Origin of the sequence: Pseudomonas sp. Cab53 (assembly GCF_018325965.1) — a bacterium.
GTDB lineage: Bacteria > Pseudomonadota > Gammaproteobacteria > Pseudomonadales > Pseudomonadaceae > Aquipseudomonas > Aquipseudomonas chlororaphis_E.
Genome location: NZ_AP021902.1, coordinates 1,834,586 through 1,860,075, shown reverse-complemented (window position 1 = coordinate 1,860,075; position 25,490 = coordinate 1,834,586). Strand labels below are relative to the sequence as shown.

At 61.8% G+C, this 25,490-nt stretch carries 25 protein-coding genes and 3 pseudogenes; 12 read left to right on the top strand and 16 right to left on the bottom strand.

Annotated features, from left to right (window positions below):
- The first annotated feature begins 112 nt into the window (after nt 1-112).
- Together KI241_RS08160 and htpX are read left to right on the top strand one after the other, a co-directional pair.
- Nucleotides 113-1,324 (top strand): pyridoxal phosphate-dependent aminotransferase, encoded by a 1,212-nt coding sequence (locus tag KI241_RS08160; RefSeq protein WP_042730444.1) that lies wholly within the window; start codon nt 113-115, stop codon nt 1,322-1,324.
- Between the two features lie 301 nt (nt 1,325-1,625).
- Complete coding sequence (gene htpX / locus KI241_RS08155; protein ID WP_042730445.1) at nt 1,626-2,513, top strand: protease HtpX; 888 nt, start codon at nt 1,626-1,628, stop codon at nt 2,511-2,513.
- 98 nt (nt 2,514-2,611) lie between these two features.
- Here htpX and KI241_RS08150 read toward each other — a convergent pair whose 3' ends face one another.
- Entirely contained in the window at nt 2,612-3,265 is a 654-nt protein-coding gene (locus KI241_RS08150) for a thiopurine S-methyltransferase (protein ID WP_047737507.1), read from the bottom strand.
- Nucleotides 3,266-3,368: 103 nt separating this feature from the next.
- Here KI241_RS08150 and KI241_RS08145 point away from each other — a divergent pair.
- A pseudogene (locus KI241_RS08145) lies at nt 3,369-4,135 on the top strand (class III extradiol ring-cleavage dioxygenase).
- A gap of 179 nt (nt 4,136-4,314) precedes the next feature.
- Here the strand turns inward: KI241_RS08145 and KI241_RS08140 are convergent.
- A pseudogene (locus KI241_RS08140) lies at nt 4,315-6,022 on the bottom strand (DEAD/DEAH box helicase).
- 293 nt (nt 6,023-6,315) lie between these two features.
- Entirely contained in the window at nt 6,316-7,071 is a 756-nt protein-coding gene (locus tag KI241_RS08135) for a spermidine synthase (protein WP_042728308.1), read from the bottom strand.
- A gap of 128 nt (nt 7,072-7,199) precedes the next feature.
- Here KI241_RS08135 and KI241_RS08130 point away from each other — a divergent pair, with 128 nt between their 5' ends.
- Nucleotides 7,200-8,546, top strand: a complete 1,347-nt coding sequence (locus tag KI241_RS08130) for a 3-deoxy-7-phosphoheptulonate synthase class II (protein ID WP_042728309.1) — start codon at nt 7,200-7,202, stop codon at nt 8,544-8,546.
- 134 nt (nt 8,547-8,680) lie between these two features.
- On the opposite strand, the gene KI241_RS08125 is transcribed toward KI241_RS08130, so the two are convergent.
- Nucleotides 8,681-9,910, bottom strand: coding sequence for a winged helix-turn-helix domain-containing protein (locus KI241_RS08125; protein WP_212803549.1), 1,230 nt, complete (start codon nt 9,908-9,910; stop codon nt 8,681-8,683).
- A 64-nt stretch (nt 9,911-9,974) separates the two neighbouring features.
- Nucleotides 9,975-10,193, bottom strand: coding sequence for a DUF1127 domain-containing protein (locus KI241_RS08120; protein WP_042728311.1), 219 nt, complete (start codon nt 10,191-10,193; stop codon nt 9,975-9,977).
- A gap of 97 nt (nt 10,194-10,290) precedes the next feature.
- Between KI241_RS08120 and KI241_RS08115 the strand changes: the two genes are divergently transcribed.
- Entirely contained in the window at nt 10,291-11,145 is an 855-nt protein-coding gene (locus tag KI241_RS08115; RefSeq protein WP_172679721.1) for a LysR substrate-binding domain-containing protein, read from the top strand.
- Here KI241_RS08115 and KI241_RS08110 read toward each other — a convergent pair.
- A pseudogene (locus tag KI241_RS08110) lies at nt 11,135-11,883 on the bottom strand (sulfite exporter TauE/SafE family protein). The gene KI241_RS08115 and the pseudogene KI241_RS08110 overlap by 11 nt on opposite strands.
- 145 nt (nt 11,884-12,028) lie before the next feature.
- Here KI241_RS08110 and KI241_RS08105 point away from each other — a divergent pair.
- The 3 genes from KI241_RS08105 to KI241_RS08095 all read left to right on the top strand — a co-directional run bounded on the left by KI241_RS08105 (nt 12,029) and on the right by KI241_RS08095 (nt 14,306).
- Nucleotides 12,029-12,490 (top strand): MarR family transcriptional regulator, encoded by a 462-nt coding sequence (locus KI241_RS08105; protein ID WP_212803548.1) that lies wholly within the window; start codon nt 12,029-12,031, stop codon nt 12,488-12,490.
- 346 nt (nt 12,491-12,836) lie between these two features.
- Nucleotides 12,837-13,256 carry an organic hydroperoxide resistance protein gene (locus KI241_RS08100; protein WP_047737518.1) on the top strand — a complete coding sequence of 140 codons (420 nt, stop codon included), beginning with the start codon at nt 12,837-12,839 and terminating at the stop codon, nt 13,254-13,256.
- Nucleotides 13,257-13,292: 36 nt separating this feature from the next.
- A complete protein-coding gene (locus KI241_RS08095) occupies nt 13,293-14,306 on the top strand; it encodes an alpha/beta hydrolase (RefSeq protein WP_042728316.1) in 1,014 nt (337 codons plus the stop codon).
- A gap of 120 nt (nt 14,307-14,426) precedes the next feature.
- Here the strand turns inward: KI241_RS08095 and KI241_RS08090 are convergent, their stop codons facing one another.
- Both KI241_RS08090 and earP read right to left on the bottom strand, forming a co-directional pair.
- Nucleotides 14,427-14,996 carry an elongation factor P gene (locus KI241_RS08090; RefSeq protein ID WP_003226785.1) on the bottom strand — a complete coding sequence of 190 codons (570 nt, stop codon included), beginning with the start codon at nt 14,994-14,996 and terminating at the stop codon, nt 14,427-14,429.
- A gap of 48 nt (nt 14,997-15,044) precedes the next feature.
- The gene (gene earP / locus KI241_RS08085) at nt 15,045-16,178 is read right to left on the bottom strand and encodes an elongation factor P maturation arginine rhamnosyltransferase EarP (protein WP_042728317.1); all 1,134 of its coding nucleotides are present in this window, start codon (nt 16,176-16,178) and stop codon (nt 15,045-15,047) included.
- Between the two features lie 121 nt (nt 16,179-16,299).
- On the opposite strand from earP, the gene KI241_RS08080 reads away from it, so the two are divergent.
- Nucleotides 16,300-16,686, top strand: a complete 387-nt coding sequence (locus KI241_RS08080) for a hypothetical protein (protein ID WP_042728318.1) — start codon at nt 16,300-16,302, stop codon at nt 16,684-16,686.
- A gap of 2 nt (nt 16,687-16,688) precedes the next feature.
- Nucleotides 16,689-17,171: a GreA/GreB family elongation factor gene (locus KI241_RS08075; protein ID WP_212803547.1), complete on the top strand. Its 483-nt coding sequence runs from the start codon at nt 16,689-16,691 to the stop codon at nt 17,169-17,171.
- Between the two features lie 9 nt (nt 17,172-17,180).
- Here the strand turns inward: KI241_RS08075 and cysB are convergent, their stop codons facing one another.
- From cysB to KI241_RS08055, 4 genes are all read right to left on the bottom strand, one after another.
- A complete protein-coding gene (gene cysB, locus KI241_RS08070; protein WP_003183769.1) occupies nt 17,181-18,155 on the bottom strand; it encodes an HTH-type transcriptional regulator CysB in 975 nt (324 codons plus the stop codon).
- A gap of 110 nt (nt 18,156-18,265) precedes the next feature.
- The gene (locus tag KI241_RS08065) at nt 18,266-18,766 is read right to left on the bottom strand and encodes a universal stress protein (protein WP_042728320.1); all 501 of its coding nucleotides are present in this window, start codon (nt 18,764-18,766) and stop codon (nt 18,266-18,268) included.
- 96 nt (nt 18,767-18,862) lie between these two features.
- Nucleotides 18,863-19,768, bottom strand: a complete 906-nt coding sequence (locus KI241_RS08060; protein WP_047739510.1) for a 5'-nucleotidase — start codon at nt 19,766-19,768, stop codon at nt 18,863-18,865.
- Nucleotides 19,769-19,787: 19 nt separating this feature from the next.
- Complete coding sequence (locus KI241_RS08055; protein WP_042728322.1) at nt 19,788-20,741, bottom strand: putative 2-dehydropantoate 2-reductase; 954 nt, start codon at nt 20,739-20,741, stop codon at nt 19,788-19,790.
- A 222-nt stretch (nt 20,742-20,963) separates the two neighbouring features.
- Between KI241_RS08055 and KI241_RS08050 the strand changes: the two genes are divergently transcribed.
- Nucleotides 20,964-22,040 carry a 3-deoxy-7-phosphoheptulonate synthase gene (locus tag KI241_RS08050; protein ID WP_047737531.1) on the top strand — a complete coding sequence of 359 codons (1,077 nt, stop codon included), beginning with the start codon at nt 20,964-20,966 and terminating at the stop codon, nt 22,038-22,040.
- Nucleotides 22,041-22,127: 87 nt separating this feature from the next.
- Here KI241_RS08050 and KI241_RS08045 read toward each other — a convergent pair whose 3' ends face one another.
- On the bottom strand, nt 22,128-22,409 hold the full coding sequence (locus KI241_RS08045) for a GNAT family N-acetyltransferase (protein ID WP_042728324.1): 282 nt from the start codon (nt 22,407-22,409) through the stop codon (nt 22,128-22,130).
- A gap of 635 nt (nt 22,410-23,044) precedes the next feature.
- On the opposite strand from KI241_RS08045, the gene oprI reads away from it, so the two are divergent.
- On the top strand, nt 23,045-23,296 hold the full coding sequence (gene oprI, locus KI241_RS08040; protein WP_025113130.1) for an outer membrane lipoprotei OprI: 252 nt from the start codon (nt 23,045-23,047) through the stop codon (nt 23,294-23,296).
- A 127-nt stretch (nt 23,297-23,423) separates the two neighbouring features.
- Here oprI and KI241_RS08035 read toward each other — a convergent pair whose 3' ends face one another.
- The 3 genes from KI241_RS08035 to KI241_RS08025 form a co-directional block, all read right to left on the bottom strand.
- A complete protein-coding gene (locus KI241_RS08035) occupies nt 23,424-24,395 on the bottom strand; it encodes a L,D-transpeptidase family protein (protein ID WP_042728325.1) in 972 nt (323 codons plus the stop codon).
- A 134-nt stretch (nt 24,396-24,529) separates the two neighbouring features.
- Complete coding sequence (locus KI241_RS08030) at nt 24,530-24,823, bottom strand: hypothetical protein (RefSeq protein WP_042728326.1); 294 nt, start codon at nt 24,821-24,823, stop codon at nt 24,530-24,532.
- Between the two features lie 56 nt (nt 24,824-24,879).
- Nucleotides 24,880-25,485: an arylesterase gene (locus KI241_RS08025; protein ID WP_042728327.1), complete on the bottom strand. Its 606-nt coding sequence runs from the start codon at nt 25,483-25,485 to the stop codon at nt 24,880-24,882.
- Nucleotides 25,486-25,490 lie beyond the last annotated feature (5 nt).

The window sequence follows — 25,490 nt, the reverse complement described above, 5'->3', positions numbered from 1 at the left end:
ATTCAAACGGATTGTGACGCCCATACCGCGTCAGGCCTGGGCACAGGCGCAGGATCCCCAGTACGGTAGTTCACTCACCGCCTGGATCGTTCATTTTCAGGAACACATCGCCATGCAGGTCAGCAAATCGAACAAGCTCGCCAACGTCTGCTACGACATTCGCGGCCCGGTGCTCAAGCACGCCAAGCGCCTGGAAGAGGAAGGCCATCGCATCCTCAAGCTGAACATCGGCAACCCGGCGCCCTTTGGTTTCGAAGCGCCCGATGAAATCCTCCAGGACGTCATCCGCAACCTGCCGACCGCCCAGGGCTACAGCGATTCCAAGGGCCTGTTCAGCGCCCGCAAGGCCGTGATGCAGTACTACCAGCAGAAGCAGGTCGAAGGTGTCGGCATCGAAGACATCTACCTGGGCAACGGCGTCTCCGAGCTGATCGTGATGTCGATGCAGGCGCTGCTCAACAACGGCGACGAAGTGCTGGTGCCAGCGCCGGACTACCCACTGTGGACCGCCGCCGTGAGCCTCTCCGGAGGCAACCCGGTGCATTACCTCTGCGACGAGCAGGCCAACTGGTTCCCTGACCTTGCGGACATCAAGGCCAAGATCACACCGAACACCAAGGCCCTGGTGATCATCAACCCGAACAACCCGACCGGCGCCGTGTATTCCAGGGAAGTGCTGCTGGGCATGCTGGAGCTGGCCCGCCAGCACAACCTGGTGGTGTTCTCCGATGAAATCTACGACAAGATCCTCTACGACGATGCCGTGCACGTGTGCACCGCGTCCCTGGCACCGGACCTGCTGTGCCTGACCTTCAACGGCCTGTCCAAGTCGTACCGGGTCGCCGGCTTCCGTTCCGGCTGGATCGCCATCTCCGGTCCCAAGCATCACGCCCAGAGCTACATCGAAGGCATCGACATGCTGGCCAACATGCGCCTGTGCGCCAACGTGCCGAGCCAGCACGCAATCCAGACGGCACTGGGCGGCTACCAGAGCATCAACGACCTGGTATTGCCCCCGGGCCGGTTGCTGGAACAGCGCAATCGTACCTGGGAGCTGCTCAACGACATTCCCGGCGTCAGTTGCGTCAAGCCGATGGGCGCGCTGTATGCCTTCCCACGGATCGACCCGAAAGTCTGCCCGATCCACAACGACGAAAAGTTCGTCCTCGACCTGCTGCTGTCGGAAAAGCTGCTGGTGGTCCAGGGCACGGCCTTCAACTGGCCGTGGCCGGATCACTTCCGTGTCGTGACCCTGCCGCGGGTCGATGACCTCGACCAGGCCATCGGCCGGATCGGCAACTTCCTCAAGTCCTACCGCCAGTAAGCCAGACAGCGTGCGAGGCCTCCTTGCCTCGCACGCTGTCTGATTCAGCAACATATCCGTTCCGATGACGCCGACTGGCCTTCTACACTCAAGGCTGGATGGCCGGCGCGCACCCCCGTTCAACGTTCACGGGGGCTGGCGCCCCATTTTTTTTCCCTCGTCACTTTCAGAAAAGTCTTTCAATCATTTAGGACGCCTGTAGGACACAGTTTGAAATAGTCGCTCAGTTGAATCGCCTGCGGCAGCACCTTATATACCCCGCATGACGCTACATCTTAAGCATGAGGAGAATTCCACCACCATGATGCGCATCCTGCTGTTCTTGGCCACTAACCTGGCGGTCGTGCTGATTGCCAGCATCACCCTGAGCCTTTTCGGCTTCAACGGGTTCATGGCGGCCAATGGGGTTGACCTCAACCTCAATCAGCTGCTGATCTTCTGTGCGGTGTTCGGTTTCGCCGGTTCCCTGTTCTCGCTGTTCATCTCCAAGTGGATGGCGAAGATGAGCACTGGCACCCAGATCATCACTCAGCCGCGCACTCGCCATGAACAATGGCTGTTGCAAACCGTCGAGCAGCTGTCCCGCGAAGCCGGTATCAAGATGCCCGAGGTCGGGATCTTCCCCGCCTACGAGGCCAACGCCTTCGCCACTGGCTGGAACAAGAACGACGCCCTGGTCGCCGTCAGCCAGGGTTTGCTCGAGCGGTTTACACCCGACGAAGTCAGGGCCGTGCTGGCCCACGAGATCGGCCACGTCGCCAACGGCGACATGGTGACCCTGGCGTTGATCCAGGGCGTGGTGAACACCTTCGTGATGTTCTTTGCCCGGATCATCGGTAATTTCGTCGACAAGGTGATCTTCAAGAACGAAGAAGGCCAGGGCATGGCCTACTACATCGCGACCATCTTTGCCGAGCTGGTCCTGGGTATCCTCGCCAGCGCCATCGTCATGTGGTTCTCGCGCAAGCGCGAGTTCCGCGCTGACGACGCCGGTGCACGCCTGGCCGGCACCGGTGCCATGATCGGCGCCCTGCAACGCCTGCGAGCCGAACAAGGCTTGCCGGTACACATGCCCGACACCCTGAACGCCTTTGGCATCAACGGTGGCATCAAGCAGGGCCTGGCGCGCATGTTCATGAGCCACCCGCCTCTGGAAGAGCGGATCGAAGCCCTGCGCCGTCGCGGCTGAGCATGATCGTTCCCACGCGCTGCGTGGGAACGCAGCCTGGGACTCTATGTGTCCCAAGGCTGAATGCGGAGCGTCCTTTTGGGGCGCTCACCCGCGCTTCAACGACTGGAAATCCGATACACCCGCTCATCCAGCCTCGTCACACCCGCCTGCAAAAACTTCCAGCTCTCCCCCAGCACATCCTGCACCTGCAAGACCTCCAACTGCCAGGCACCTCCCAGCAGCCGTTGCACCTCGTCATCTCCCACGGAGAACGGTGGGCCAGGCATTTCATCCTGGTTGTAATCGAGGGTAATCAACAGGCCGACGCCGCGGGGCAAAATGCTCTGCAGGTGAGCCGCATACTGTTCCCGCATCGGCACAGGCAAGGCGATCAGCGCCGCGCGGTCGTACAACGCCGAACAGTCAGCCACATCACCCGGCTCCAGGGCGAAGAAATCACCGCAGCGAATCTCGATACCGGCGGCACGAAAGACCTTGAATGCGCCCTCCTCGCTCACGCTCGGCTCAAGCTGATGCTCAAGGAAAAAATCAGTCGCGGCCTTTTCCGACAACTCCACCCCCAGCACCGAATACCCTTGCTGGGCGAGCCAGATCAGATCCAGGGTCTTGCCGCACAGCGGCACCAGCACACGACTGCCCTGGGCCACCCCCAGTTGCGGCCAGAAACGTTGCAGGTAAGGGTTCACCTGCGGCGAGTGAAAGCCGATCTGGTTCGATGACCAACGCTTGTGCCAAAACTCGGGCTCCATGTTTCCCTCCAGAAATTCGATCAAAACGGGCTAAAACTTATATTAGATTCCGATCATAGTCCTGACGGAAGATGACGGCATCTTAACGCTCAGGAGCCCGCTCATGCTGCCCAGCCTGTTTATCTCCCATGGCTCACCGATGCTCGCGCTGGAGCCTGGCGCCAGCGGCCCGGCATTGGCTCGCCTCGCCGCACAATTGCCCCGGCCCAAGGCCATCGTCCTGGTGTCCGCCCATTGGGAGAGCGACGAACTGTTGGTCAACGCAAACCCGCAGCCTCGCACCTGGCATGACTTCGGTGGCTTCCCTCCGGCGCTGTACCAAGTGCAATACCCGGCAGCAGGCGACCCGGCGTTGGCGGCCCAGGTCGCAGAGCTGCTCAACGCCGCGCACCTACCGGCACGCCTCGATACCCAGCGGCCCGCCGACCGTGGCGTCTGGGTGCCGTTGTCCTTGATGTACCCGAGGCCGACATCCCGGTGGTGCAGGTGTCTCTGCCCAGCCGCCAGGGTCCCGCGTTGCAGACCCGGGTCGGCCAGGCGTTGGCAAGCCTGCGCCAGCAAGGTGTGCTGCTGATCGGCTCCGGCAGCATCACTCATAACCTGCGCGACCTGGACTGGAATGCTGGCCCTGAAAGCGTCGAACCCTGGGCCCAGGCCTTTCGCGACTGGATGGTCGAGAAACTGGCAGCCGACGACGAGCCCGCGCTGCATGACTACCGTCGCCAGGCACCCCATGCCGTGCGCAGCCACCCCAGCGATGAACACCTGCTGCCGCTGTATTTCGCCCGGGGGGCGGGAGGCGTGTTCAGCGTTGCCCACCAAGGGTTCGAGATGGGGACGCTGGGAATGGACATCTACCGGTTTGACTGACCGGTAGACCGACTCGCCCCCTTCGCGAGCAAGCTCGCTCCCACAGGGGTATGTGTCGGCGGTGGGGGTGAGCGGCTCGCGAAGGCCTCAACGCCCTTGAGCGCCGTCACCCGGCAACAGGCAAAAAAAATCCCCGAACCAGTCGGGGATTTTTTTCGCTCAATCAGCCCAGGGGCCGATCAATCTTCGCGGTAGCGACGCAGCTTGAGTTGCTTGCCGGCCACGCGGGTGTCCTTGAGCTTGGTCAGCAGTTTTTCCAGGCCATCTTCCGGCAGTTCAACCAGGCTGAAGCTGTCACGCACCTGGATGCGACCGATGGCCTCACGCGCCAGGCCACCTTCGTTGAGGATGGCACCCAGCAGGTTCTTGGCCGCGATGCCGTCACGGGCACCCAAAGCGGTACGGCAGCGAGCGCGGCCTTCGGCCAGCGGGATCGGTGCGCGACGCTCACGGTCACCACGGTCCGGACGATCGCCACTGCGCTCAGGACGGTCGCCACGCGGTGCGCTGTTCGGCACCAGTGGACGTTCCTTCTCGATGGCCGCCAGGTTCAGCGCCTGACCATTGGTGGCCTTGCGCAGCAGGGCAGCAGCCAGGGCACGCGGAGTGCAACCGATGTCGGCAGTCAGGCGGTCGAGCAGATCACCATGGGTCGATTCGGCATCGGCCACCAGCGGCGACAGGCTGTTGGTCAGTTTCTTGATGCGCGCATCGAGCACGGCCTGGGCGTCCGGCAGGCGAACCTCGGCCACTTTCTGGCCGGTCACACGCTCGATCACTTGCAGCATGCGGCGCTCACGCGGGGTGACCAGCAGCAGTGCACGACCTTCGCGACCGGCACGGCCGGTACGGCCGATACGGTGGACGTAGGATTCCGGATCGTACGGCATGTCCACGTTGAACACGTGGGTGATGCGCGGAACGTCCAGGCCACGGGCAGCCACGTCGGTCGCCACGACGATGTCCAGGCGGCCATCCTTGAGGGAGTCGATGACGCGCTCACGCTGGTTCTGGGCAATGTCACCGTTCAGCGCGGCAGCCTTGTAGCCTTTGGCTTCCAGGGCGCTGGCCAGGTCCAGGGTCGCTTGCTTGGTGCGAACGAACATGATCAGGGCGTCGAAATCCTCGACTTCCAGCAGGCTCAGCACGGCAGAGGTCTTCTGGTCAGCGTGAACCAGCAGGTGAGCCTGCTCGATCGCGGTGACGGTCTGGGTCTTGCTCTGGATCTTGACGTGTTTCGGGTCTTTCAAGTGACGCTCGGCGATCGCACGGATCGACTGCGGCAAGGTGGCCGAGAACAGGACGGTCTGACGGGTTTCCGGCATGGCCTTGAAGATGACTTCCAGGTCGTCCATGAAGCCCAGCTTGAGCATTTCGTCCGCTTCGTCGAGAACCAGGTGGTTCACGGTGGCGAGGACTTTCTCGTCACGACGCAGGTGGTCGCACAGACGGCCAGGGGTAGCGACAACGATTTGTGCGCCATTACGGATTGCTTTCAGTTGTGGGCCCATCGGCGCGCCGCCGTAGACAGCCACAACAGTCACGCCTGGCATTTGCTTGGCGTAGGTTTCGAAAGCGGTTGCAACTTGCAGCGCCAACTCACGAGTTGGGGCCAGGATCAGAGCTTGCGGCTCGCGCTTGGACGGATCAATGCGGTGCAGGATCGGCAGGGCGAACGCGGCGGTCTTACCCGTGCCGGTTTGCGCCTGGCCAATCATATCGTGACCGGCGAGGATGATCGGGATCGACTGCTGCTGAATGGCCGAAGGCTCTTCATAGCCGGTAGCGACTACTGCAGCGACAATATTGGGATGAAGTTCAAGAGCGGCGAAGCCGCCGATTTCCTGGGTCATGGGTCTGCCTCTAAGTGCATCCGCAAAGACCCATGCTCCAAAGCTGCGCATGCCGTGTTGAGACTCAAGAGTCGCCCTGGCAGCTTTGTCGGCGGGGATTTGCGAAAACGAATGAATGAAAAAGAACGTCGTGGGTGTGTCCGTTGTGCGGACATGCAACCGAAGTTGCCTTCGAAATTGCGCTACCTTGACGCGGCCCGGCTAAAGGCCGGCGCGCACTATACCGGAATTCGCCCGAAAAGGGAGCTTTTTTTAATCCAGCTGAAACGCTTCACCTCAGTAATGTGGCAAGGAGATTTATCCCCTCGCCACAGGAGCCGCCACGTTTCAAGTCGCCGGCCGAATCGCCTTGATCAGCGGCAGCAAGGAATAACCCAGCTGTGGCGAGAGCGCTTCGGCGCGGGCCACCAGGCCTTGCATGTCCAGTGCCTGGTCCAGGTCCGCCGGGACGATCAGGATCACGTTGCCCTCCTTCACTGGCAGTTCCCAGTAATGCCGGTGGTACAAGCCGCGCAACAGCGCCGCGCCCAAGGGCTTGCCATCGTCGGTGGCCCATTGGTTGATCACCAGCCAGCCGCCCGGGTTGAGGCGTTTCTGGCAGTTTTCCAGGAAGCCCCAGGCCAGGTGCCCGACGCCAGGGCCGACGTCGGTGTAGAGGTCGACGAAAATCAGGTCCGCCGGCTCGGCGGTCTCCAATAGCTCCAGGGCGTCGCCGATGCGGATGTACAGGCGCGGATCGTCATCCAGGCCCAGGTATTCAATCGCCAGGCGGGGCACGTCGGGACGCAGCTCGATGGCCTCGACGTCCTCCAGCGGCAGGAACTTGAGGCAGGCCTGGGTCAGCGTCCCGGCCCCCAGCCCGAGGAACAAGGCACTGTCCGGTTGCTCATGGCACAACGCCCCGATCAGCATGGCGCGGGTGTAATCGTATTCGAGCCAACTGGGGTCGGCCGTGAACACGCAGCTTTGCTCGATGGCATCGCCGAACTCCAGAAACCGGTAATCGGCCACTTCGAAGACCCGGATCATGCCGAACTCGTCGTGCACCTCGGCGAGCAGATGCTCGACGCGTTCCTCTGTCATTTCATCTCCTGATGGTTGCCGCACCGGCGGCGCAAAAGCTGTGATTGTCCGCGAAGCCACGCAAACAGGTCACGCACTAATTTGCTGCTAACATGGCTGTCCGAGCGTAAACCACCCTAGAGATCATGATGAGCCAACCCTGGAGCCCTGACAGCTGGCGCGCCCTGCCGATCCAGCAGCAACCCCGTTACCCCGACGCCGCGCACCTGTCGCGGGTGGAGCAGACCCTGGCCAGTTATCCACCGCTGGTGTTTGCCGGTGAAGCGCGGGAGTTGCGCCGTCAGTTCGCCGAGGTGACCCAGGGCCGGGCGTTTTTGCTGCAAGGTGGCGATTGCGCCGAGAGCTTTGCCGAGTTCTCGGCGGCGAAGATCCGCGACACCTTCAAGGTCCTGCTGCAAATGGCGATCGTCATGACCTTTGCCGCCGGCTGCCCGGTGGTCAAGGTCGGGCGCATGGCCGGACAGTTCGCCAAGCCGCGTTCGGCCAACGATGAAACCATCGACGGTGTCACGCTGCCAGCGTACCGGGGCGACATCGTCAACGGCATCGGCTTCGACGAAAAAAGCCGCGTACCGGACCCGGAGCGACTGCTGCAGTCCTACCACCAGTCCACGGCCACCCTGAACCTGTTGCGCGCCTTCGCCCAAGGCGGCTTCGCCGATTTGCACCAGGTGCACCAATGGAACCTGGACTTCATCGCCAACTCGGCCCTGGCGGAAAAATACAGTCATCTGGCCGACCGCATCGACGAGACCCTGGCCTTCATGCGCGCCTGCGGCATGGACAGCTCGCCACAACTGCGCGAAACCAGCTTCTTTACCGCTCACGAGGCGCTGCTGCTCAATTACGAAGAAGCCTTCGTGCGCCGCGACAGCCTGACCAACGACTACTACGACTGCTCGGCGCACATGCTCTGGATCGGCGACCGGACTCGCCAGTTGGACGGCGCCCACGTCGAGTTCCTGCGCGGGGTGAACAACCCGATCGGGGTCAAGGTGGGGCCGAGCATGGACCCTGACGACCTGATCCGCCTGATTGATGCGCTCAACCCGGACAACGACCCGGGCCGCCTGAACCTGATCGCCCGGATGGGCGCCAACAAGGTCGGCGATCACCTGCCGCCGCTGTTGCGTGCCGTGCAGCGCGAAGGCAGGCAGGTGCTGTGGAGCTCCGACCCCATGCACGGCAACACCATCAAGGCCAGCAGTGGCTACAAGACCCGGGACTTCGCGCAGATCCTTGGCGAAGTGAAACAGTTCTTCCAGGCCCACGAGGCGGAAGGCACCTATGCCGGCGGCATCCACATCGAGATGACCGGGCAGAACGTCACCGAATGCATCGGCGGCGCACGACCGATCACCGAAGATGGGCTGTCGGACCGCTACCACACCCATTGCGACCCACGGATGAATGCCGATCAGTCGTTGGAGCTGGCGTTCCTGATTGCCGAGACGTTGAAGCAGGTCAGGCGCTGAACCTGACCGTTTTGTAGGGCCTGGCCTATGGCTTTCGCGAGCAAGCCCGCTCCCACATTGGACCGAGTCGGTCACTGATTTGGTGAACTCAACAAATCCTGTGTGGGAGCGGGCTTGTTCGCGAAATGGCCAGTTCAGTCACCACTTGACTGAGCCAATGCCTGGGCCAACCGAACCCCACTCACCCGCTGGCAGTTGAGCTGGACCCGCTCCAACCCCAGCCACCGGGCCATGCGACGCAGGTTCAGCGCCAGGGCCTGCACACCCTCCTCGTCCAACCCCGGTGCCTCCTCGTGCACCGCATGCACCGCCAGTCGGCCCAAGGCCCGCTCTGCCCGCAGGTCGACCCGCGCCGCGATGCGTTCGTTGTGCAGGAACGGCAAGACGTAGTAGCCATACACCCGCTTGTGCACCGGGGTGTAGATCTCCAGCCGGTAACGAAAATCGAACAGCCGCTCGGTACGGCTGCGCTCCCACACCAGGGAATCGAAAGGTGACAACAAGGCGCTGGCCGCCACTTTGCGAGGGATTTTCGCCGAGGGTCGACACCAGGCCACTTGCTTCCAGCCCTGCACCTGGCAGCGCACCAATTCGCCGGCCTCCTCCAGCTCGGCCAGGCGCCCACGGCAGTCCGCCGGTTCAAGGCGAAAGTAGTCGCGCAGGTCCTTTTCCGTACCAACCCCCAGGGCGTCGGCGGCGCGCATCAGCAACGCCCGTTGAGCCTGGGCCTCGTCCGGCGGCGCCTGTTGCAGAATTTCGGCGGGCAACACCCGTTCCGGCAAATCGTAGAGCCGCTCGAAGCCTCGCCGCCCCGCCACCGTCACTTCGCCTGCGGCGAACAACCATTCCAGGGCATGCTTCTCCTCGCTCCAGTCCCACCAGGGCCCGGCCTTTTCCTGGCGCGTGGACAAGCTGCCCGCACCCACGGCGCCCTGCGCCCGGACCGACGCCAGCACCCGACGAATCACGTCCTGGCGCTCCTGCCCGAAACGCGCCAACTGCTGGTAGATCCCCTCGCCACGGGCGGCACGCTGCATGCGCCAACGCATCAGCGGATACAACGCCATCGGCAACAACGACGCTTCATGACCCCAATATTCGAACAGCGTCCGGCGTCGGCCTTGGCTCCAGGCCGCCTGGTCGAGTAAATCGGGGTTGTAGGTACCGAGACGGGAGAACAGCGGGAGGTAGTGCGAGCGCACCAGCGCATTGACCGAGTCGATCTGCAGGACGCCGAGGCGTTCAATCAGGCGATTGAGGCGCGAGGGTTGCACCGAAGCTGGCGGCGACCGCCCATCGAATCCTTGGGCGGCCAACGCCAGACGCCGGGCCTGTTTGAGGGTAAAGGACAGCGTCGCGGGCATGGAGATCTCCTTGTCTGCTCGCAACCTACCTCACCAATAAGGGGTTTGTGTAGGGAAGGATGGCTCATTTGTGCATCGGGTCATCCCAGAATGGCCGGACCACTTCCCGTTCCACGTCGGCACGGCTGACGCCAATGTCCTTGAGTGCCTCGTCGCTCATGCCGGCCAGCAGTTCACGTTCGTGGTGCAATTCGTACCAGCGGCTAAACTTGTGCATCAGCGCGCTGAGCGAGAAGCCATGGGAGAGTTTGTCTACCAGTAGATATCCTTTTTGACCTTTCATCGTGATGTCCTCCGTTGGGGATGGCTCAAGTCTCGCGCCAACGCTAAGATCAATCCAACGAATGTTTTTTATGCAATACATCTCGGAGATTGATCAATTGTCGAGTTACCCGAGCATCGATACGGAAGTGCTGCGCACCTTCGTCGCCATCGCCGACCAGGGCGGTTTCACCCGCGCCGGCGAATTGGTCAATCGCACCCAATCGGCCGTCAGCATGCAAATGAAGCGGTTGGAAGAGGATGTGCTGCAGCGGCGGCTGTTCGAGCGTGACGGGCGCCAGGTCAAGCTCACCGCCGAAGGCCAGGTGCTGCTCGGCTACGCCCGGCGGATCCTCAAGCTGCACAGCGAGGTGTTCAATACCCTGCGCGAACCGCACATGGTCGGCACGGTGCGCATCGGCACGCCGGACGACTACGTGATGCGGTTCCTGCCGGGGATCCTGCAGCGCTTTGCCCAGTTCTATCCCCTGATAGAGATCGAGGTGCACTGCGAGTCGTCCAAGCAATTGTTGCTTCGCCAGGACCTGGACCTGTCCATCGTCACCCGCAAACCGGGGGACGAAATCGGCCAGCTGCTGCGCAAGGAACGTTTTGTCTGGGCCGAAGCCGCGTGCTTCAACGTTCACGAACAGACGCCGTTGCCACTGGCGATGTTCAACAGCGATTGCTTCTGCCGGCAGTGGGCCTGCAACGCGCTGGATGCCATGGGCCGCGAGTATCGCGTGGCGTACAACAGTTCGAGCCTGTCGGCGCTCATGGCAGTGGTGGGCGCGGGCCTGGCCATCACCGCCCAGCTGGAAAGCCTGCTGACCCCGGACATGCGCGTGCTGGGCGAGGCCGAAGACCTGCCGGAATTGCCCGAGGCCAGCATCATGCTGATCCGCAACCTGCACAATCCGTCGCCGATCACCGAGTGCCTGGCCGAGCACATTGTCGAGGGCTTCAAACTTTAAGGGCGAGCAGCACCGCGCACAGCACCAGGAAACCGCAGAACAGCCCGCGCAGCAGCCGCTCGGGCAAGGCATGGGCCACCTTCACGCCCCAGCTGATGCTCAACAGGCCACCGACGGCCAGCGGCAGGCCGATGCTCCAGTCCACCTCGTGATGGAAGGCATACGTGGCGAGGGTCACGCCAGTGCTGGGCAAGGCCAGCGCCAGGGACAACCCTTGGGCAACGACCTGGGTGGTGCCGAACAGGCTGGTCAGGATCGGCGTTGCAACGACCGCCCCGCCCACACCGAACAACCCGCCCATGGCACCGGACGCCGCCCCCAATACACCGAGCCATGGCCAGCCATGACGCATCTGCGCCGAAGGCGGTGCCGTCGCGGTGAACATGCGGGCAAGGTTGTAGAGCGTCAGCGCCACCAGGAACGCCACGAAACCGATCCGCATGCTCTGGGCATCGATACCGACGGCCCAGATCGATCCGAGCCAGGCAAAACAGAAGCCCATGGACGCCAACGGCAGGACATGGCGCAGTTCGATACGATTGCGCTGGTGATAACGCCACAGCGCGAGCATGACATTGGGCACCACCATGACCAGCGCCGTGCCTTGGGCCAGTTGCTGGTCAAGCCCGAACCATACGCCCAGCACCGGAATCGCAATCAGCCCGCCACCGATGCCAAACAATCCCCCAGGGTGCCCAGCGCGGCACCGAACAACAGAAACACCACAAACTCGATCACAGACGACTCCCCTTTCACCAAGGCGCTTATCCTACGCAGTCGCCGCCAGCGAGGGAACGCAACATCTGATCAGATCGTCAGAATTATCTGGCGCATTAAAGATTCGCCCGCTAGATTCAGCTCATCTCTGTTTGAAGGTTCTGCCATGACCACCCAGCGCGACACCCCCGAAGCTTGCGGAGCCCTGTTGCTCGACAACCAGGTCTGCTTCGCCCTGCATTCCACCTCCTTGATGATGACCAAGGTCTACAAGCCGTTGCTCCAGGCACTGGGCCTGACGTATCCGCAATACCTGGCAATGATGGTGCTGTGGGAAAAAGATGGCCTGACTGTCGGTGAAATCAGCACCCGCCTGCTCACCGATCCCGGCTCCCTCACCCCATTGCTCAAGCGCCTGGAAGCCGAAGGCCTGTTGAGCCGCACCCGCAGCCGCGAAGATGAACGCGTGGTGATCGTCGAACTCACCGAGCAAGGCCGTGCCCTGCGCGAAAAAGCCCTCGGCATCCCCCAATGCATCCTCGCCGCCAGCGGCCAGACCATGGAGCAGTTGAAAAAACTGCAACTCGAGCTCCAGGCATTGCGCAGCCATCTGCAAGACACCCTGTAGCCATCAGAACGTCCCGGTGGAGCGAGCCGATTCAGCACTTCGATAGCTGACACACCGTTTCGCGAGCTGGCTCGCTCCCACCCTGGATCTTGGATAGGCGTACGTCCAGCCGCCCCCCTGCTCGCGAAAGCGCCAGCCCTTCCACCAAAAACCTCCCTCACCAAAAAAAACTCACCTCCTTCAAACAGCTCTAACTCAATAGTTTCAGCCTGATGAAAGGCCTTTCGCCAAAACTTTCTTGAAAATTTATCTTGCGCGCAAAACATTAGCGCTATACATTCTCTTCACGCCTACTTAGCGCGCAAACATTTAGCGCAAAACATCAACCAGAAATGAGGATTTCACCATGCAAACACTCTATACCGCCATCGCAACCTCCACCGGCGGCCGTGATGGCCGTGCGATCTCCAGCGACAACATCCTCGACGTCAAACTCGCCACCCCCAAGGAACTCGGCGGTGCCGGCGGTGCAGCAACCAACCCTGAACAACTGTTTGCCGCCGGTTACTCGGCCTGCTTCATCGGCGCGCTGAAATTCGTCGCCAGCCAGGGCAAGCGCAAGATCCCGGACGACGCCTCGATCACCGCCCACGTCGGCATCGGCCAGATCCCCGGCGGTTTCGGCCTCGACATCGACCTGCACATCAGCCTGCCGGGCCTTGATCAAGCCGATGCCCAGGCGCTGGTCGACGCAGCCCACCAGGTCTGCCCGTACTCCAACGCCACCCGTGGCAACGTCGATGTGCGCCTGCACGTCACGGTTTAACCCACCATTCCCGAATTCGAACCTAAGGACGCTCACATGAACACGCTCAGCAAAGCCTTGACCGGTACCCTCCTCGCCCTCAGCGTCAGCAGCGCTTTCGCCAACGGCATCGTGGAACACAACACCCAGGCATTTCTCGATGCGCTGAACGCCGGCACCGGCAAGCCACTGGAACAACTGTCGCCCAAGGACGCTCGCGCCGTGCTGGTGGGCGCCCAGGCCGGGGTCAAGCTGACCTTGCCCAAGGCCGATGTCAGTGAGAAGACCATCCAGGCCGATGGCCAGTCGATCAGCCTGACCATCGTCCGTCCGGCCGGGGTCAAGGGTGAGTTGCCCGTGTTCATGTTCTTCCACGGCGGCGGCTGGGTGCTGGGCGATTTCCCGACCCACGAGCGACTGGTTCGGGACCTGGTGGCGGGTTCGGGTGCTGTCGCGGTGTTCGTCAACTACACGCCTTCACCCGAGGCGCATTACCCGGTGGCGATCAACCAGGCCTACGCCGCGACGAAATGGGTGGCCGAACACGGCAAGCAGATCAATGTCGACGGCAAGCGCCTGGCGGTAGTCGGCAACAGCGTGGGTGGCAACATGGCGGCCGTCGTGGCCCTGATGGCCAAGGACAAGGGCACCCCGGCGATCCGCTTCCAGGCGCTGTTGTGGCCAGTGACCGACGCCAGCTTCGAGACCGCGTCCTACAACCAGTTCGCCGAAGGGCATTTCCTCAGCAAGAACATGATGAAATGGTTCTGGGACAACTACACCACCGACGCCGGGCAACGCAGCGAGATCTATGCCTCGCCGTTGCGGGCCAGTACCGCGCAGCTCAAGGGCCTGCCGCCAGCGCTGGTCCAGACCGCCGAGGCCGATGTCTTGCGTGATGAAGGTGAAGCCTATGCGCGCAAACTGGACGCCGCCGGAGTGCCGGTCACGGCCGTGCGCTACAACGGAATGATCCACGACTACGGTTTGCTCAACGTGGTTAGCCAAGTGCCAGCGGTGCGCTCGGCGATGTTGCAAGTGTCGCAAGAGCTCAAGCAGCACTTGAAGTGATTGCACGCCGAAACTTTTGTGGCGAGGGAGCAAGCTCCCTCGCCACAGGCGATTGGGTGCCTAGTCCTGAAATAAAAAAGCCCGACTCGATGGTCGGGCTTTTTCATGCAAAGGCTTCGCTTATTTAGCGCGGCCTTTGTAGGAACCGCCTTCGCGGGTATCGATCTCGATCATGTCACCGATTTCGATGAAGTCGGCCACCGACAGTTCGGTACCGTTCTTCAGTTTGGCAGGCTTCATGACCTTGCCGGAAGTGTCGCCGCGAGCGGAACCTTCGGTGTAGTCAACCTGACGCACGATGGTGGTCGGCAGCTCTACGGACACCAGGCGCTCTTCGAAGAACACGGCTTCGCAGACGTCGGTCATGCCTTCTTCCACGAATGGCAGAACGCTTTCGATGTCTTCGGCGTTCAGCTCGTACATGGTGTAGTCAGTGGTGTCCATGAACGTGTAGGTGTCGCCGCTGATGAAGGACAGGGTCGCTTCCTTGCGGTCGAGGATCACGTCGTCCAGTTTGTCGTCCGCACCGTAAACGGTTTCGGTCTTGTAACCGGTCAGCAGGTTCTTCAGCTTGGTCTTCATGATCGCGCTGTTACGACCCGACTTGGTGAATTCAGCTTTCTGAACCAGCCAAGGATCGTTGTCGATACGAATCACGGTACCGGGTTTGAGTTCTTTACCAGTTTTCATTGCGAATATCCGAATTTGGATGGGATTTACAAAAATCTAGGCCGCGTATCATATCCAATTTCCATAAAACTTCACCAGCGCCGCGGCAAGATCGGGTCGCGAGGCCTGTTCCAGACACCACGCCTGGGCATGTTCGGCCAGTTCCTGCTGCTGTTGGCGGGTCGATCGCCAGTGTTCGGCCATGTCCTGGCCGGCATTCCAGGCCCGCCAAAGACCGCTGATCGCATTTTGCGCCGCCTCCGAAAGACCCTGGGTGTACAGCCTGAGGAACGCCTCGAGTTTTTCCAGGTGAACGTCTTCTTCCTGCTGGTAGATATGCCAGAGCAGTGGCCGGCCGGCCCATTGGGCACGGACGAAGGAGTCTTCGCCACGCACCGCATTGAAATCGCAGCACCACAGCAGTTGATCGTATTCGTCCTGGCGGATGAACGGCAGCACCTGCACCGTCAGGGCGCCGCGTCGATGCACCGCACCCACGGCCAGGCCATCGACCCCGAGCCAGCGCTGGACATCCCCCACCACCCGCCCTTCGGGCACCAGCACGTGAAACGCCTGGGTATCGGCGGCCATGGCGTCGAACCAACTGGCGAGCCCGGTGTTTTCATAGGCAAACAGCGAGATCAGGCACGCATCGGGCGACCGATCGACGCCCAGCCCCTGTAGGAAAAGCGTCTGCGCCTGGGCATCCAGCTGAAATTGCCGACGGCGCTCCAGCAGGCCCGCTTCGCGCAGCAAGCCTCCGGTGCCCTGCGCAAAGCCCGGGAAAAAGAAATACTTCTGCACGTGGTGGTACTTGACCGACGGCAAGCCGTGGCAACCGATTACCCAGTCTTCGGCACTCAGGTAGTCGAGGTTCATCCACAACGGCGGTGTCGGGCGCTCGGCCATTGCGTCCATGTAGGCACTTGGCAGTTGGCAAGCGAACGCGGCAATCACCACGTCGGCGGCTTCGGTGGTCGGCCATTGCTGCGGCCAGTGGCGCACCTCCACACCCTGCTGCCATTGCTCGGACAACGTGGTGTCGACCTCCGGGCACAGCCGCTCGAACGCCCGCAGGTCGTCGACCCACAGCCGCACCACGCATCGATGCTCGGCCACCAGTTGCCGAGCCAGGCGCCACGTGACGCCAATGTCGCCAAAGTTATCGACGACGGTGCAAAAAATATCCCAGCGCACGGTCATTCCCGACTCCCTGTGGCAAAGGCCTGATTGTCCCGAATAAACCAGGCATGCAGAAGAGCCGACGGCGATTAATCTTCATGCGACAATCACTCCCTGCCCATGCCCCTGCCAGGAAGCAGCCATGTCTGATTACCCGCCCGCCCCACGTCTTTCAGCCTTGAAACTGACCGTCAGTATTGCCCTTGGCCTGTGGCTGGGGTTCCTTGCCATTGTCCTGACGGGCTGGCTCATGTCGCGATTGTTCCTGGGTGAAACCCTGGCGCCGGTCGCCGCAGCCGTGCATCAACTGGCACAACCACCGGCGGCGCAACCGGCCCCGCCACCGCCCACGCCAATGTTCGAGCAATACCAGCAGAACCTGCAACGCAACGAGCAGCGGCAAGCGCTGGACCAGGTCCGCAACAACCCCCGCAACCTGTCCAACCCCAAGTGCCAGTTCTGGTTGCAACAGGACCAGAACGCGCCCAGCGAAAAAAGCCGCGCCAACGTGCTGCAATTCTGCGAATGAGCATGAACAAACAGACCGTCCACCAACTGATCCTGGACAAGCTCAGGATCGATCTCGACATCGCCGAACGCGCGGCCCTGACCGCGTATGAAACCGCGACCCATGAAGAAAACATCGCCGAGAACAAATACGACACCCTCGGCCTTGAGGCCGCCTACCTCGCCGCCGGCCAGGCCAGGCGCGTGGAGGAAATCCGCCAGGCCCTCACCCTTTGCCAGAACCTTTCGCCCAGGCCCTACAGCGAGCAGCGCGGGATCGAGGTCGGTACGTTGATCGGGCTGGAAGATGAAGACGGCCGCCAGCAGTGGCTGTTCCTGGGGCCGGACGCGGCGGGGTTGAAGGTCTCGCTGGTGGGCCAGCCGATCACGGTCATCACCCCTCGCTCGCCGCTGGGCCGGAGCCTTCTGGGCAAGTTCGAAGGGGATGAAGTGGAGATTGTCGTGGCGGGCGCCCGGCAACAGTTCGCTGTCACCGAGGCGATCTAGAAACCTGGCTTAATGCACGGGCAGTTCGACGCCGTCGAACAGCTCTTCGAGTTCCTGCTTGTTGTGGCACTGGATGGCCTTGGCCATGACTTCACGGGTCAGGTGCGGTGCGAACTTCTCGATGAAATCGCACATGAAGCCACGCAGGAAAGTACCGCGACGGAAACCGATCTTGGTCACGCTGGACTCGAACAACTCGCTGGCATCCAGCACCACCAGGTCATTGTCGAGCTTGGTGTCGACCGCCATCTTGGCCACGATGCCCACGCCCAGGCCGAGGCGCACGTAGGTCTTGATCACGTCGGCATCGGCGGCGGTGAACACCACCTTGGGGGTCAGGCCGCGATGGCTGAAGGCTTCGTCGAGCTTCGAACGACCGGTGAAACCGAAGACGTAGGTCACGATCGGGTACTCGGCCAGGGCTTCGAGGGTCAGCTTCGGCAACTTGGTCAGGGGATGGCCCTGGGGCACGACCACACAGCGGTTCCAGCGGTAGCACGGCATCATCACCAAGTCGCCGAACAGTTCCAGGGCCTCGGTGGCGATGGCGAAATCCACGGTGCCGTCGGCGGCCATTTCAGCGATCTGCATCGGCGAGCCCTGGTGCATGTGCAGCGCCACGTCCGGGTATTGCTTGATGAAGTTGCTGATCACCGGCGGCAGTGCATAACGGGCCTGGGTGTGGGTGGTGGCGATCGACAGGGTGCCCTTTTTCTCGTTGGAGAACTCCTGGGCGATCTGCTTGATGCTTTCGACCTTGCGCAGGATCTCGCCGGCCGTGGTGATGATGCGCTCGCCCGCCGGGGTTACGCGGGTCAGGTGCTTGCCGCTGCGGGCGAAGACTTCGACGCCCAGTTCGTCTTCCAACAGGCGGATCTGTTTGCTGATGCCGGGTTGTGACGTGTACAGGCTCTGGGCAGTAGCGGAAACGTTGAGGTCGTGGTGCGCCACTTCCCAGATGTAGCGCAGTTGTTGAAGCTTCATATGTATCCCTCAAAGCAGTTGGACGCCACGGGCATCAGCGACGGTATATAACTATATGAAAGGTTTTGGCAATAAATCTAGAACTTTTTATAAAAAGCCATCATTTAGCCTCAAGCCTCTCCCTGGCGTCGACGCTGCACCAGCGGCACGAGGTAGACCGGCACCCGGGACAACTGCAATACCCGGGCGGCAGTCCTGCCCAGGGGGCTTTCTCCATTGGCCCCCTGGCAATGACTGCCGACGATCAGCAAATCGACCGAGAGCTTCGCAGCCTGCTCGAGGATGACCTGGGAAGGATCACCCTGGAAAACCCTGACCGACTTGATCAGTTGCAAGTCCTGCTGCCCTTCGCCCAACTCCTCGCGAAAACTGTCGAGCACCCGTTGCTCAATGTTGGCCATCACCGTATTCAGACCTTGGCGATGAAATTCGTTCAGCGCCTGCTCGTCGAGATAGCTTTGCAACACCGATTCGGCGAACAACCCCATCGGCTCTACCGCATGCACCACATACAACTCGGCTTTAAACGTCCGTGCCAACGCCAAGGCATGCTGCATCACATAAGGGGCGTAGAGCCCCAGGTCTGTGGCGTACAGCATCGAACGAATCATGTGACCTCCTCGCGTGCCAGAATGGCGGAGATGGATTGAGCTTAGCAGCGCCTTCGCCAGCACGACGTGCGGCTTAGCGTCCTGAACAACCGGTCGTCAGGGCTTCACCTCGTTACTGATGCCGTGGGGGACATGCCCCGTGGCGACCACCTCACGGGCCAATTCGCAGTGGCCGGTCTGGTCGTCGAAAAACACGTCGGCGGCGAAGGCTTCAAGGAATGCCGACTTGGTCAGGCCGCCAAGGAACAGCGACTCGTCCAGGCGAATATCCCATTCACGCAAGGTTCGGATGACCCGCTCGTGAGCCGGTGCCGAACGGGCCGTCACCAGCGCCGTGCGAATCGGGCAGGCGTCCTCGGGAAACTCGCGTTGCAGGGCATTGAGCGCAGCCAGGAAACCCTTGAACGGTCCGCCTCGCAATGGCTCGCGGGCCGCCTGCCGTTCGCTGGCCTGGAACGCTTCGAGGCCACCGGCCTGATAAACGCGCTCCGACTCATCGGAGAACAGCACCGCGTCGCCGTCGAACGCGATGCGCAATTCCTCGCTGGCGGCGCGGCTGGCACCGCCGGAGAGAATGGTCGCCGCGGCGAACCCGGCATCAAGGGCACTGCGCACGTCTTCGGCATGGGTGGACAAGAACAGGTCGCAGCCGAACGCCTTCAGGTAGGGATAAGGACTGCGGCCGCCGACGAACGCGGCACGCGAGATCGCCAGGCCATAGTGACCAATCGAATTGAACACCCGAAGGCCGGTATCGGCACTGTTGCGCGAGACCAGCACCACTTCGACCCGGGCACGCCCCAGGTGCGCATTGAGGCTCAGCAGTTTCTCCACCAGGGCGAACGCGTCTCCCCGCGCCAGGACTTCATCTTCGTGCTCGATCTGGTATTGCCGGTAGGCCTCGACGCCACTGGACAGGTACACCTTGTGGCTTTCGCTGAGGTCGAACAACGCCCGCGATGAAATCGCCAGCACCAGCTTGTCGTCAATATTGTTTGCCATGTCGCCCCCCCATCCGCGCTCAGCGGTTATGCCGATCCATGAACGCCAACGCCTGGTACAAGGCTTCGATTTTCGGCAGCGCACACCCCGCCGCTTTCGCCGCCGCCAACGGCCGGGCGTAGATTGCCTCCAGTTCCAGCGCGCGTTTGTGCAGATGATCGTGGTGCATGCTCGGCCAGTAGTCGGGCATCTTCTCGGTCATCGCGAACAGGTAGTCGGCGTAGCCCGGTGCGATGTGATGACCGCAGGCCTGGGCCCCCTGCACCACTTCGCGCATCAATGCCTGGATCAGCTCGCGACTGGCGGCATCGGCCATCAACGGCGTGGTGCTGGCCCCCAGCAACACCGAGAGACCGTTGTAGGGCACGTTCCACACCAATTTCTGCCAACGGGCCTGTTGCAGGTCGGCCATGGCCTGGGCATCGATGCCGGCATGGCGAAACAGCGTCGCAGCCTCTTCGACAATCAGCATGCGTTCAGCCTGATCGCCGCACGGGCCGCTGTGGTAACCGATGTTGACCGCGCCCAGCGCCTGGTGGGTGATGACACCGGGACCGGCCCGATGAACACAGATCAGGCAGAGCCCGCCCAACAGGTGCAGCGAGTCGGGCAGCAAGGGGCGCAGCGCCTCCTCGACATCCAGGCCGTTCTGCAATAGCAGGACCTTTGCCCCGGGCGCAGCCGCCTGGCGGATGACCGGGGCCAACTCGGCGTTGCTGGTGGTTTTGGCGCCCACCAGCAACCAGTCGCAGGGCGGCATCTCGGCCGCCGAGCGGTAGGCCTGGACCGGGTTGAGGGCCAGTGCACCATGAACCGCACTGTCGACCTGCAACCCGCCTTCGGCCACCGCATTGAACTCACTGCGTAACAAGAAGTGCACGTCAAAACCGGCACGCGCCAGCATCACGCCATAGAACCCGCCAATGGCCCCGGTGCCGATCATGCCGATCCGCGGTTTAACACCTGCCTGCATCTTTGCGCTCCTCTGGTAAACGGCCCTGCACATCATTGCACAGCCCCCCGGGACTCGGGGACTTATCCCACCGGGGATAAATCCCCTTCAAACCGGCCCCTGCCCATTGTCGAGCCCCCTCGTAACGCGATAAGGTTCGGCTCCCCGACGCGCTTAAATCCGCTGTGCACCGCCGCGCGGGGATCGCTGGCGGCCGGCACCCGTGACCTGACGAGTAACACGATGGCTGATTTACCGATCAATGACCTTAACGTCGCCTCCAACGAGACCCTCATCACGCCTGACCAGCTCAAGCGCGATATCCCCCTGAGCGACGCTGCCCTGCGCACCGTGACCAAGGGCCGGGAAGTCATCCGCAATATCCTCGACGGCAGCGACCATCGCCTGTTCGTGGTCATCGGGCCCTGCTCGATCCATGACATCAAGGCCGCCCACGAATACGCCGAGCGCCTGAAGGTCCTGGCGGCGGAAGTGTCCGACACCCTGTACCTGGTGATGCGGGTGTATTTCGAGAAGCCGCGTACCACCGTCGGCTGGAAAGGCCTGATCAACGACCCGTACCTGGACGACTCGTTCAAGATCCAGGACGGCCTGCACATCGGTCGTCAGTTGTTGCTGGACCTGGCTGAAATGGGTCTGCCCACCGCCACCGAAGCGCTGGACCCGATCTCGCCGCAATACCTGCAGGACCTGATCAGCTGGTCGGCCATCGGTGCGCGCACCACCGAATCCCAGACTCACCGCGAGATGGCGTCCGGCCTGTCGTCGGCGGTGGGCTTCAAGAACGGCACCGACGGTGGCCTCACCGTGGCCATCAACGCCTTGCAATCGGTTTCCAGCCCTCACCGCTTCCTGGGCATCAACCAGGAAGGCGGCGTGTCGATCGTCACCACCAAGGGCAACGCCTACGGTCACGTCGTGCTGCGCGGTGGTAACGGCAAGCCGAACTACGACTCGGTCAGTGTCGCGCTGTGTGAACAGGCGCTGAACAAGGCAAAGATCAAGCCGAACATCATGGTCGACTGCAGCCACGCCAACTCCAACAAGGACCCCGCCTTGCAACCGTTGGTGATGGAGAACGTGGCCAACCAGATCCTGGAAGGCAACCAGTCGATCATCGGCCTGATGGTCGAAAGCCATCTGAACTGGGGTTGCCAGGCGATCCCGAAAGACCTCGCCGACTTGCAGTACGGCGTCTCCATCACCGATGCCTGCATCGACTGGAGCGCGACCGAAAACACCCTGCGCAGCATGCACGCCAAACTCAAGGACGTGCTGCCCAAGCGTCAGCGCGGCTGATCGAGCGTCTTCCCTATCAGGAAGATCGAGGCAAAAAAATGCCGGGCTGAAAAGCCCGGCATTTTTCATTGGGGAATCCGTCTTCGGTCAAAGCTTCGCAGCGTGCCGCTGGTGACGCTCCATGTAGCGCTCCACGTAGGAGCAGGACGGGATCACCGTGTAGCCCATCTCTTCGGCGTACTGCAGCGCCTTTTCGGTCAGCGCCGCCGCAATGCCCCGGCCGCGCAGGGCGTTGGGCACGAAGGTGCGATAGATGTCCAGGGTCTGCTTGCCCAGGTCCATATAGGTCAGATAGGCACGATGACCGTCCACGGTGGTCTCGAATTGATGACCAGCCTGGTCATGGTGGATGGACAACGCCTCGCTCATCACTACTCCTCGCGGGTCTGAATGCTGACCCCTACCTTACCGATGTTTTTCCGGCGAAGGAACATCTACGCCACCCCGTGCCTTCCTGGTCACCGAGCGCCAAAACCGATCCGCTCAAACCCGAGCACGTCGTGAATAGTAGGCACCAATGACGCAAATGCTCAAGACACACCTGTCATCGAAGGGGTAACCTCGTCGGTTTTATCGACCGGGCGCCATCGCCGTGCTGAAGTCGGTGTCGCGGTGCAATAGCTGAACATCGCCAGTTGTTGAGTCTTGAGACGAGCGCCGGTAGTTAAAGTCACCGCCAAGACCCAATAAAGATGCCTGGGAGATTGCGCAAAAAATGTACAAAAGTCTAGGCGAATCAATCAACAACGACGTTAGCGGGCCTTTGGGGAGTTGATCCCGGCGCGGAACTTTTCTTCATCTAGACACTCCAGTCTGGGGCTTGGCGCTGGTGCTTGTTCAACAGCGCACAGAAAAGTTGCTCGAAAAAGAATCACCGCCTACAATTTTTTTGCTTCTTGCGTTACGTCAGTTTACTTACTACAAGTAATGGGTAGTATGTACGCCGGCTAACTCCCCAGTCTGGGGAGACAGTCACTAATAGAAAGTCCTTGAAGGGGAACACGATGAACAACGTTCTGAAATTCTCTGCTTTGGCCCTGGCCGCAGTTCTGGCTACCGGTTGCAGCAGCGCATCGAAAGAAACCGAAGCACGTCTGACTGCTACCGAAGACGCAGCTGCTCGCGCCCAAGCTCGTGCAGACGAAGCTTACCGTAAAGCTGATGAAGCTCTGGCTGCTGCTCAAAAAGCACAACAGACTGCTGACGAAGCTAACGAGCGTGCTCTGCGCATGCTGGACAAAGCTAGCCGCAAGTAATAGTCCTTCGGGATTGTTATCGAGCCGACCCATTCATGGGTCGGCTTTTTTATTGCCCGGTGTTTTTTTCGGGTAATAAAAAACCCGCCGACCTCGCGAGACGTCGGCGGGTTGCCTTGGAGCGTTATTACTGCTGCAGGTCGATCGGTGCACTCGAGACCATCGGGGCCGACGTGCTCGGCACGGCGATCTCCACCGGCAGGCCATCTTCGGCCGCCACCACGTCCCGCACCACATCCCAGTTCATGCGCAGGTTGCTGGTGATGTCTTCGCGCTTGAGCATCGCGTTGATCACCGCCGTGTGCTTGTCCACCACCGACGGGTTGCCGTTGTCATCCAGCGGCGTGTGGGCTTCGAGGTAAACCTTGCCGCCGCTCAAGCCCAGTTTGTAGGGGTCGTTGATGATCCGCACCGACGTGCCCACCGGCACCATGCCGGCCATTTCCAGGACGTTGTTGTTGAACATCCGGAAGCAACCGTGGCTGGTACGCATGCCGATGCCGAATTTCTTGTTCGAACCATGGATCAGGTAGCCCGGGGTGCCCAGGGTGAACTTGAAAGGCCCCAGCGGGTTATCCGGGCCGGCCGGCACCACATTCGGCAGCGGGTCGCCATCGGCGGCGTGCTCGGCCTTGATCGAGGCTGGCGGGGTCCATGTCGGGTTAGGCGTCTTGGCAATGATGCTGGTGTGGGCGATCGGCGAGCCCCAGCCTTCACGGCCGATCCCCAGCGGGAAGGTGTAGACCACGTTCCGGCCCTTGGGGAAGTAGTAGAGGCGGTACTCGGCCAGGTTGATCACGATCCCCTCGCGCGGCCCCGGCGGCAGGATGAAGCGGGTCGGCAGCACGATCTCGGTGCCCGCGCCCGGCAACCAGGGGTCGACGCCCGGGTTGGCCGCGACCATCTCGGTGTAGCCCAGGTCATAGGTGGTGCCCAGGTCGGCGAAGGTGTCTTCGTACTTGGCCTTGATGACTTGCACCTGGCCGATGATGTCTTCACCCGGCGGTGGCAAAGGCAGCTCCAGTGCTGCAACGGGGCCGGCCATACACAGGGCGGCTAGAGACAGGCAGCGGGCGACGGCAGGCAAGCGCGGCAACATCCGGGAAATCCTTCGCAGATCGAACAGAGGGTATGAAAGCGCCGATTGTACACCGCAGCCTGTTACTTCGGGGAGGGCGGCATCAAGGCGTCCGATGTGCAGCAGATCGAGGGCTGCACAGACTCCCGCAGGCATTACAGCTCGAACCGCAGCTCCGGCCAGATCGGCGAGGTGCCGCGCTTCTGGGATTCGAGGATCGCCCGGCACAAGGAACACAGGCGATGGTCCTGGAAGATCCGCCGATCGACACTCGACCAGCGCGGCTGGGCCGGCAGCAGGCTGCCGCAGAGCGTACGGTCGGCGGAGCCGCCAAGTTCCAGCTGCCGAGTTACCAGATGCACCCGCACTTCCTGGCAGGCGAACAGGTCCAACTGCTCGTCAGGCTCGATCAGTTGGTAGGCAAACAAGGACCAGGCGGGACGCGGCATCGGGGGCTCCAAATCGGGGGCGCCACATTAGCCGAAAGCCCGCCTCTAGAAAAGCGTCAAAGCAGCGGTTTCAGCGTCGGCCAGACATTTTCCAGCAACTTGCCCTGGGCGGCGACGGACGGGTGCAATCCGTCGCCCTGCATCATCCCCGGAACACCGCCGACGTCCTTGAGGAAAAACGGCACGAGGGGGACTTTCTTCTCCTCGGCCAGGGTGCTGTAGACCTGGGCAAACGCATCGGTGTACCGCCGCCCATAGTTGGGCGGCAGTTGCATGCCCAGCAGCAGGACCTTGGCACCGCTGGCACGGGCGCTGTCGATCATCGCTGCAAGGTTTTGTTGCAATTGTGTTGGCGGTTGTCCGCGCAAGCCATCGTTGCCTCCCAGTTCCAGGACCACCAGGTCCGGTTTATGGGCTGCAAGCAGCGCCGGCAGCCGCGCCTGGCCTCCCGCGCTGGTGTCGCCACTGATCGACGCATTGACCACTTTGTCGTCAAAACCCTCGGCCTTGAGCCGTTGTTCAAGCAACGACACCCAGCCCTGCCGGGTATCCAGGCCGAAAGCCGCGCTGATACTATCGCCAACGATCAGGACTGTACCCGCCGCTGCGTTCTGGACCATGCACATCAAGGCCAGGCCGGCACTCAAAAACCACACACGCATCGGAT

What these genes read in the sequence shown, in the direction of transcription:
- KI241_RS08125 (WP_212803549.1), bottom strand. Translation starts at nt 9,910, where the DNA reads ATGCCCGCGACGCTGTCCTTTACCCTCAAACAGGCCCGGCGTCTGGCG.
- KI241_RS08050 (WP_047737531.1), top strand. Translation starts at nt 20,964, where the DNA reads ATGGCTGATTTACCGATCAATGACCTTAACGTCGCCTCCAACGAGACC.
- earP (WP_042728317.1), bottom strand. Translation starts at nt 16,178, where the DNA reads ATGACCGTGCGCTGGGATATTTTTTGCACCGTCGTCGATAACTTTGGC.
- KI241_RS08150 (WP_047737507.1), bottom strand. Translation starts at nt 3,265, where the DNA reads ATGGAGCCCGAGTTTTGGCACAAGCGTTGGTCATCGAACCAGATCGGC.
- htpX (WP_042730445.1), top strand. Translation starts at nt 1,626, where the DNA reads ATGATGCGCATCCTGCTGTTCTTGGCCACTAACCTGGCGGTCGTGCTG.
- KI241_RS08160 (WP_042730444.1), top strand. Translation starts at nt 113, where the DNA reads ATGCAGGTCAGCAAATCGAACAAGCTCGCCAACGTCTGCTACGACATT.
- KI241_RS08100 (WP_047737518.1), top strand. Translation starts at nt 12,837, where the DNA reads ATGCAAACACTCTATACCGCCATCGCAACCTCCACCGGCGGCCGTGAT.
- KI241_RS08105 (WP_212803548.1), top strand. Translation starts at nt 12,029, where the DNA reads ATGACCACCCAGCGCGACACCCCCGAAGCTTGCGGAGCCCTGTTGCTC.
- KI241_RS08075 (WP_212803547.1), top strand. Translation starts at nt 16,689, where the DNA reads ATGAACAAACAGACCGTCCACCAACTGATCCTGGACAAGCTCAGGATC.
- KI241_RS08090 (WP_003226785.1), bottom strand. Translation starts at nt 14,996, where the DNA reads ATGAAAACTGGTAAAGAACTCAAACCCGGTACCGTGATTCGTATCGAC.
- KI241_RS08120 (WP_042728311.1), bottom strand. Translation starts at nt 10,193, where the DNA reads ATGAAAGGTCAAAAAGGATATCTACTGGTAGACAAACTCTCCCATGGC.
- KI241_RS08035 (WP_042728325.1), bottom strand. Translation starts at nt 24,395, where the DNA reads ATGTTGCCGCGCTTGCCTGCCGTCGCCCGCTGCCTGTCTCTAGCCGCC.
- KI241_RS08025 (WP_042728327.1), bottom strand. Translation starts at nt 25,485, where the DNA reads ATGCGTGTGTGGTTTTTGAGTGCCGGCCTGGCCTTGATGTGCATGGTC.
- KI241_RS08030 (WP_042728326.1), bottom strand. Translation starts at nt 24,823, where the DNA reads ATGCCGCGTCCCGCCTGGTCCTTGTTTGCCTACCAACTGATCGAGCCT.
- KI241_RS08060 (WP_047739510.1), bottom strand. Translation starts at nt 19,768, where the DNA reads ATGGCAAACAATATTGACGACAAGCTGGTGCTGGCGATTTCATCGCGG.
- KI241_RS08055 (WP_042728322.1), bottom strand. Translation starts at nt 20,741, where the DNA reads ATGCAGGCAGGTGTTAAACCGCGGATCGGCATGATCGGCACCGGGGCC.
- KI241_RS08045 (WP_042728324.1), bottom strand. Translation starts at nt 22,409, where the DNA reads ATGAGCGAGGCGTTGTCCATCCACCATGACCAGGCTGGTCATCAATTC.
- KI241_RS08065 (WP_042728320.1), bottom strand. Translation starts at nt 18,766, where the DNA reads ATGATTCGTTCGATGCTGTACGCCACAGACCTGGGGCTCTACGCCCCT.
- KI241_RS08135 (WP_042728308.1), bottom strand. Translation starts at nt 7,071, where the DNA reads ATGACAGAGGAACGCGTCGAGCATCTGCTCGCCGAGGTGCACGACGAG.
- oprI (WP_025113130.1), top strand. Translation starts at nt 23,045, where the DNA reads ATGAACAACGTTCTGAAATTCTCTGCTTTGGCCCTGGCCGCAGTTCTG.
- cysB (WP_003183769.1), bottom strand. Translation starts at nt 18,155, where the DNA reads ATGAAGCTTCAACAACTGCGCTACATCTGGGAAGTGGCGCACCACGAC.
- KI241_RS08080 (WP_042728318.1), top strand. Translation starts at nt 16,300, where the DNA reads ATGTCTGATTACCCGCCCGCCCCACGTCTTTCAGCCTTGAAACTGACC.
- KI241_RS08130 (WP_042728309.1), top strand. Translation starts at nt 7,200, where the DNA reads ATGAGCCAACCCTGGAGCCCTGACAGCTGGCGCGCCCTGCCGATCCAG.
- KI241_RS08095 (WP_042728316.1), top strand. Translation starts at nt 13,293, where the DNA reads ATGAACACGCTCAGCAAAGCCTTGACCGGTACCCTCCTCGCCCTCAGC.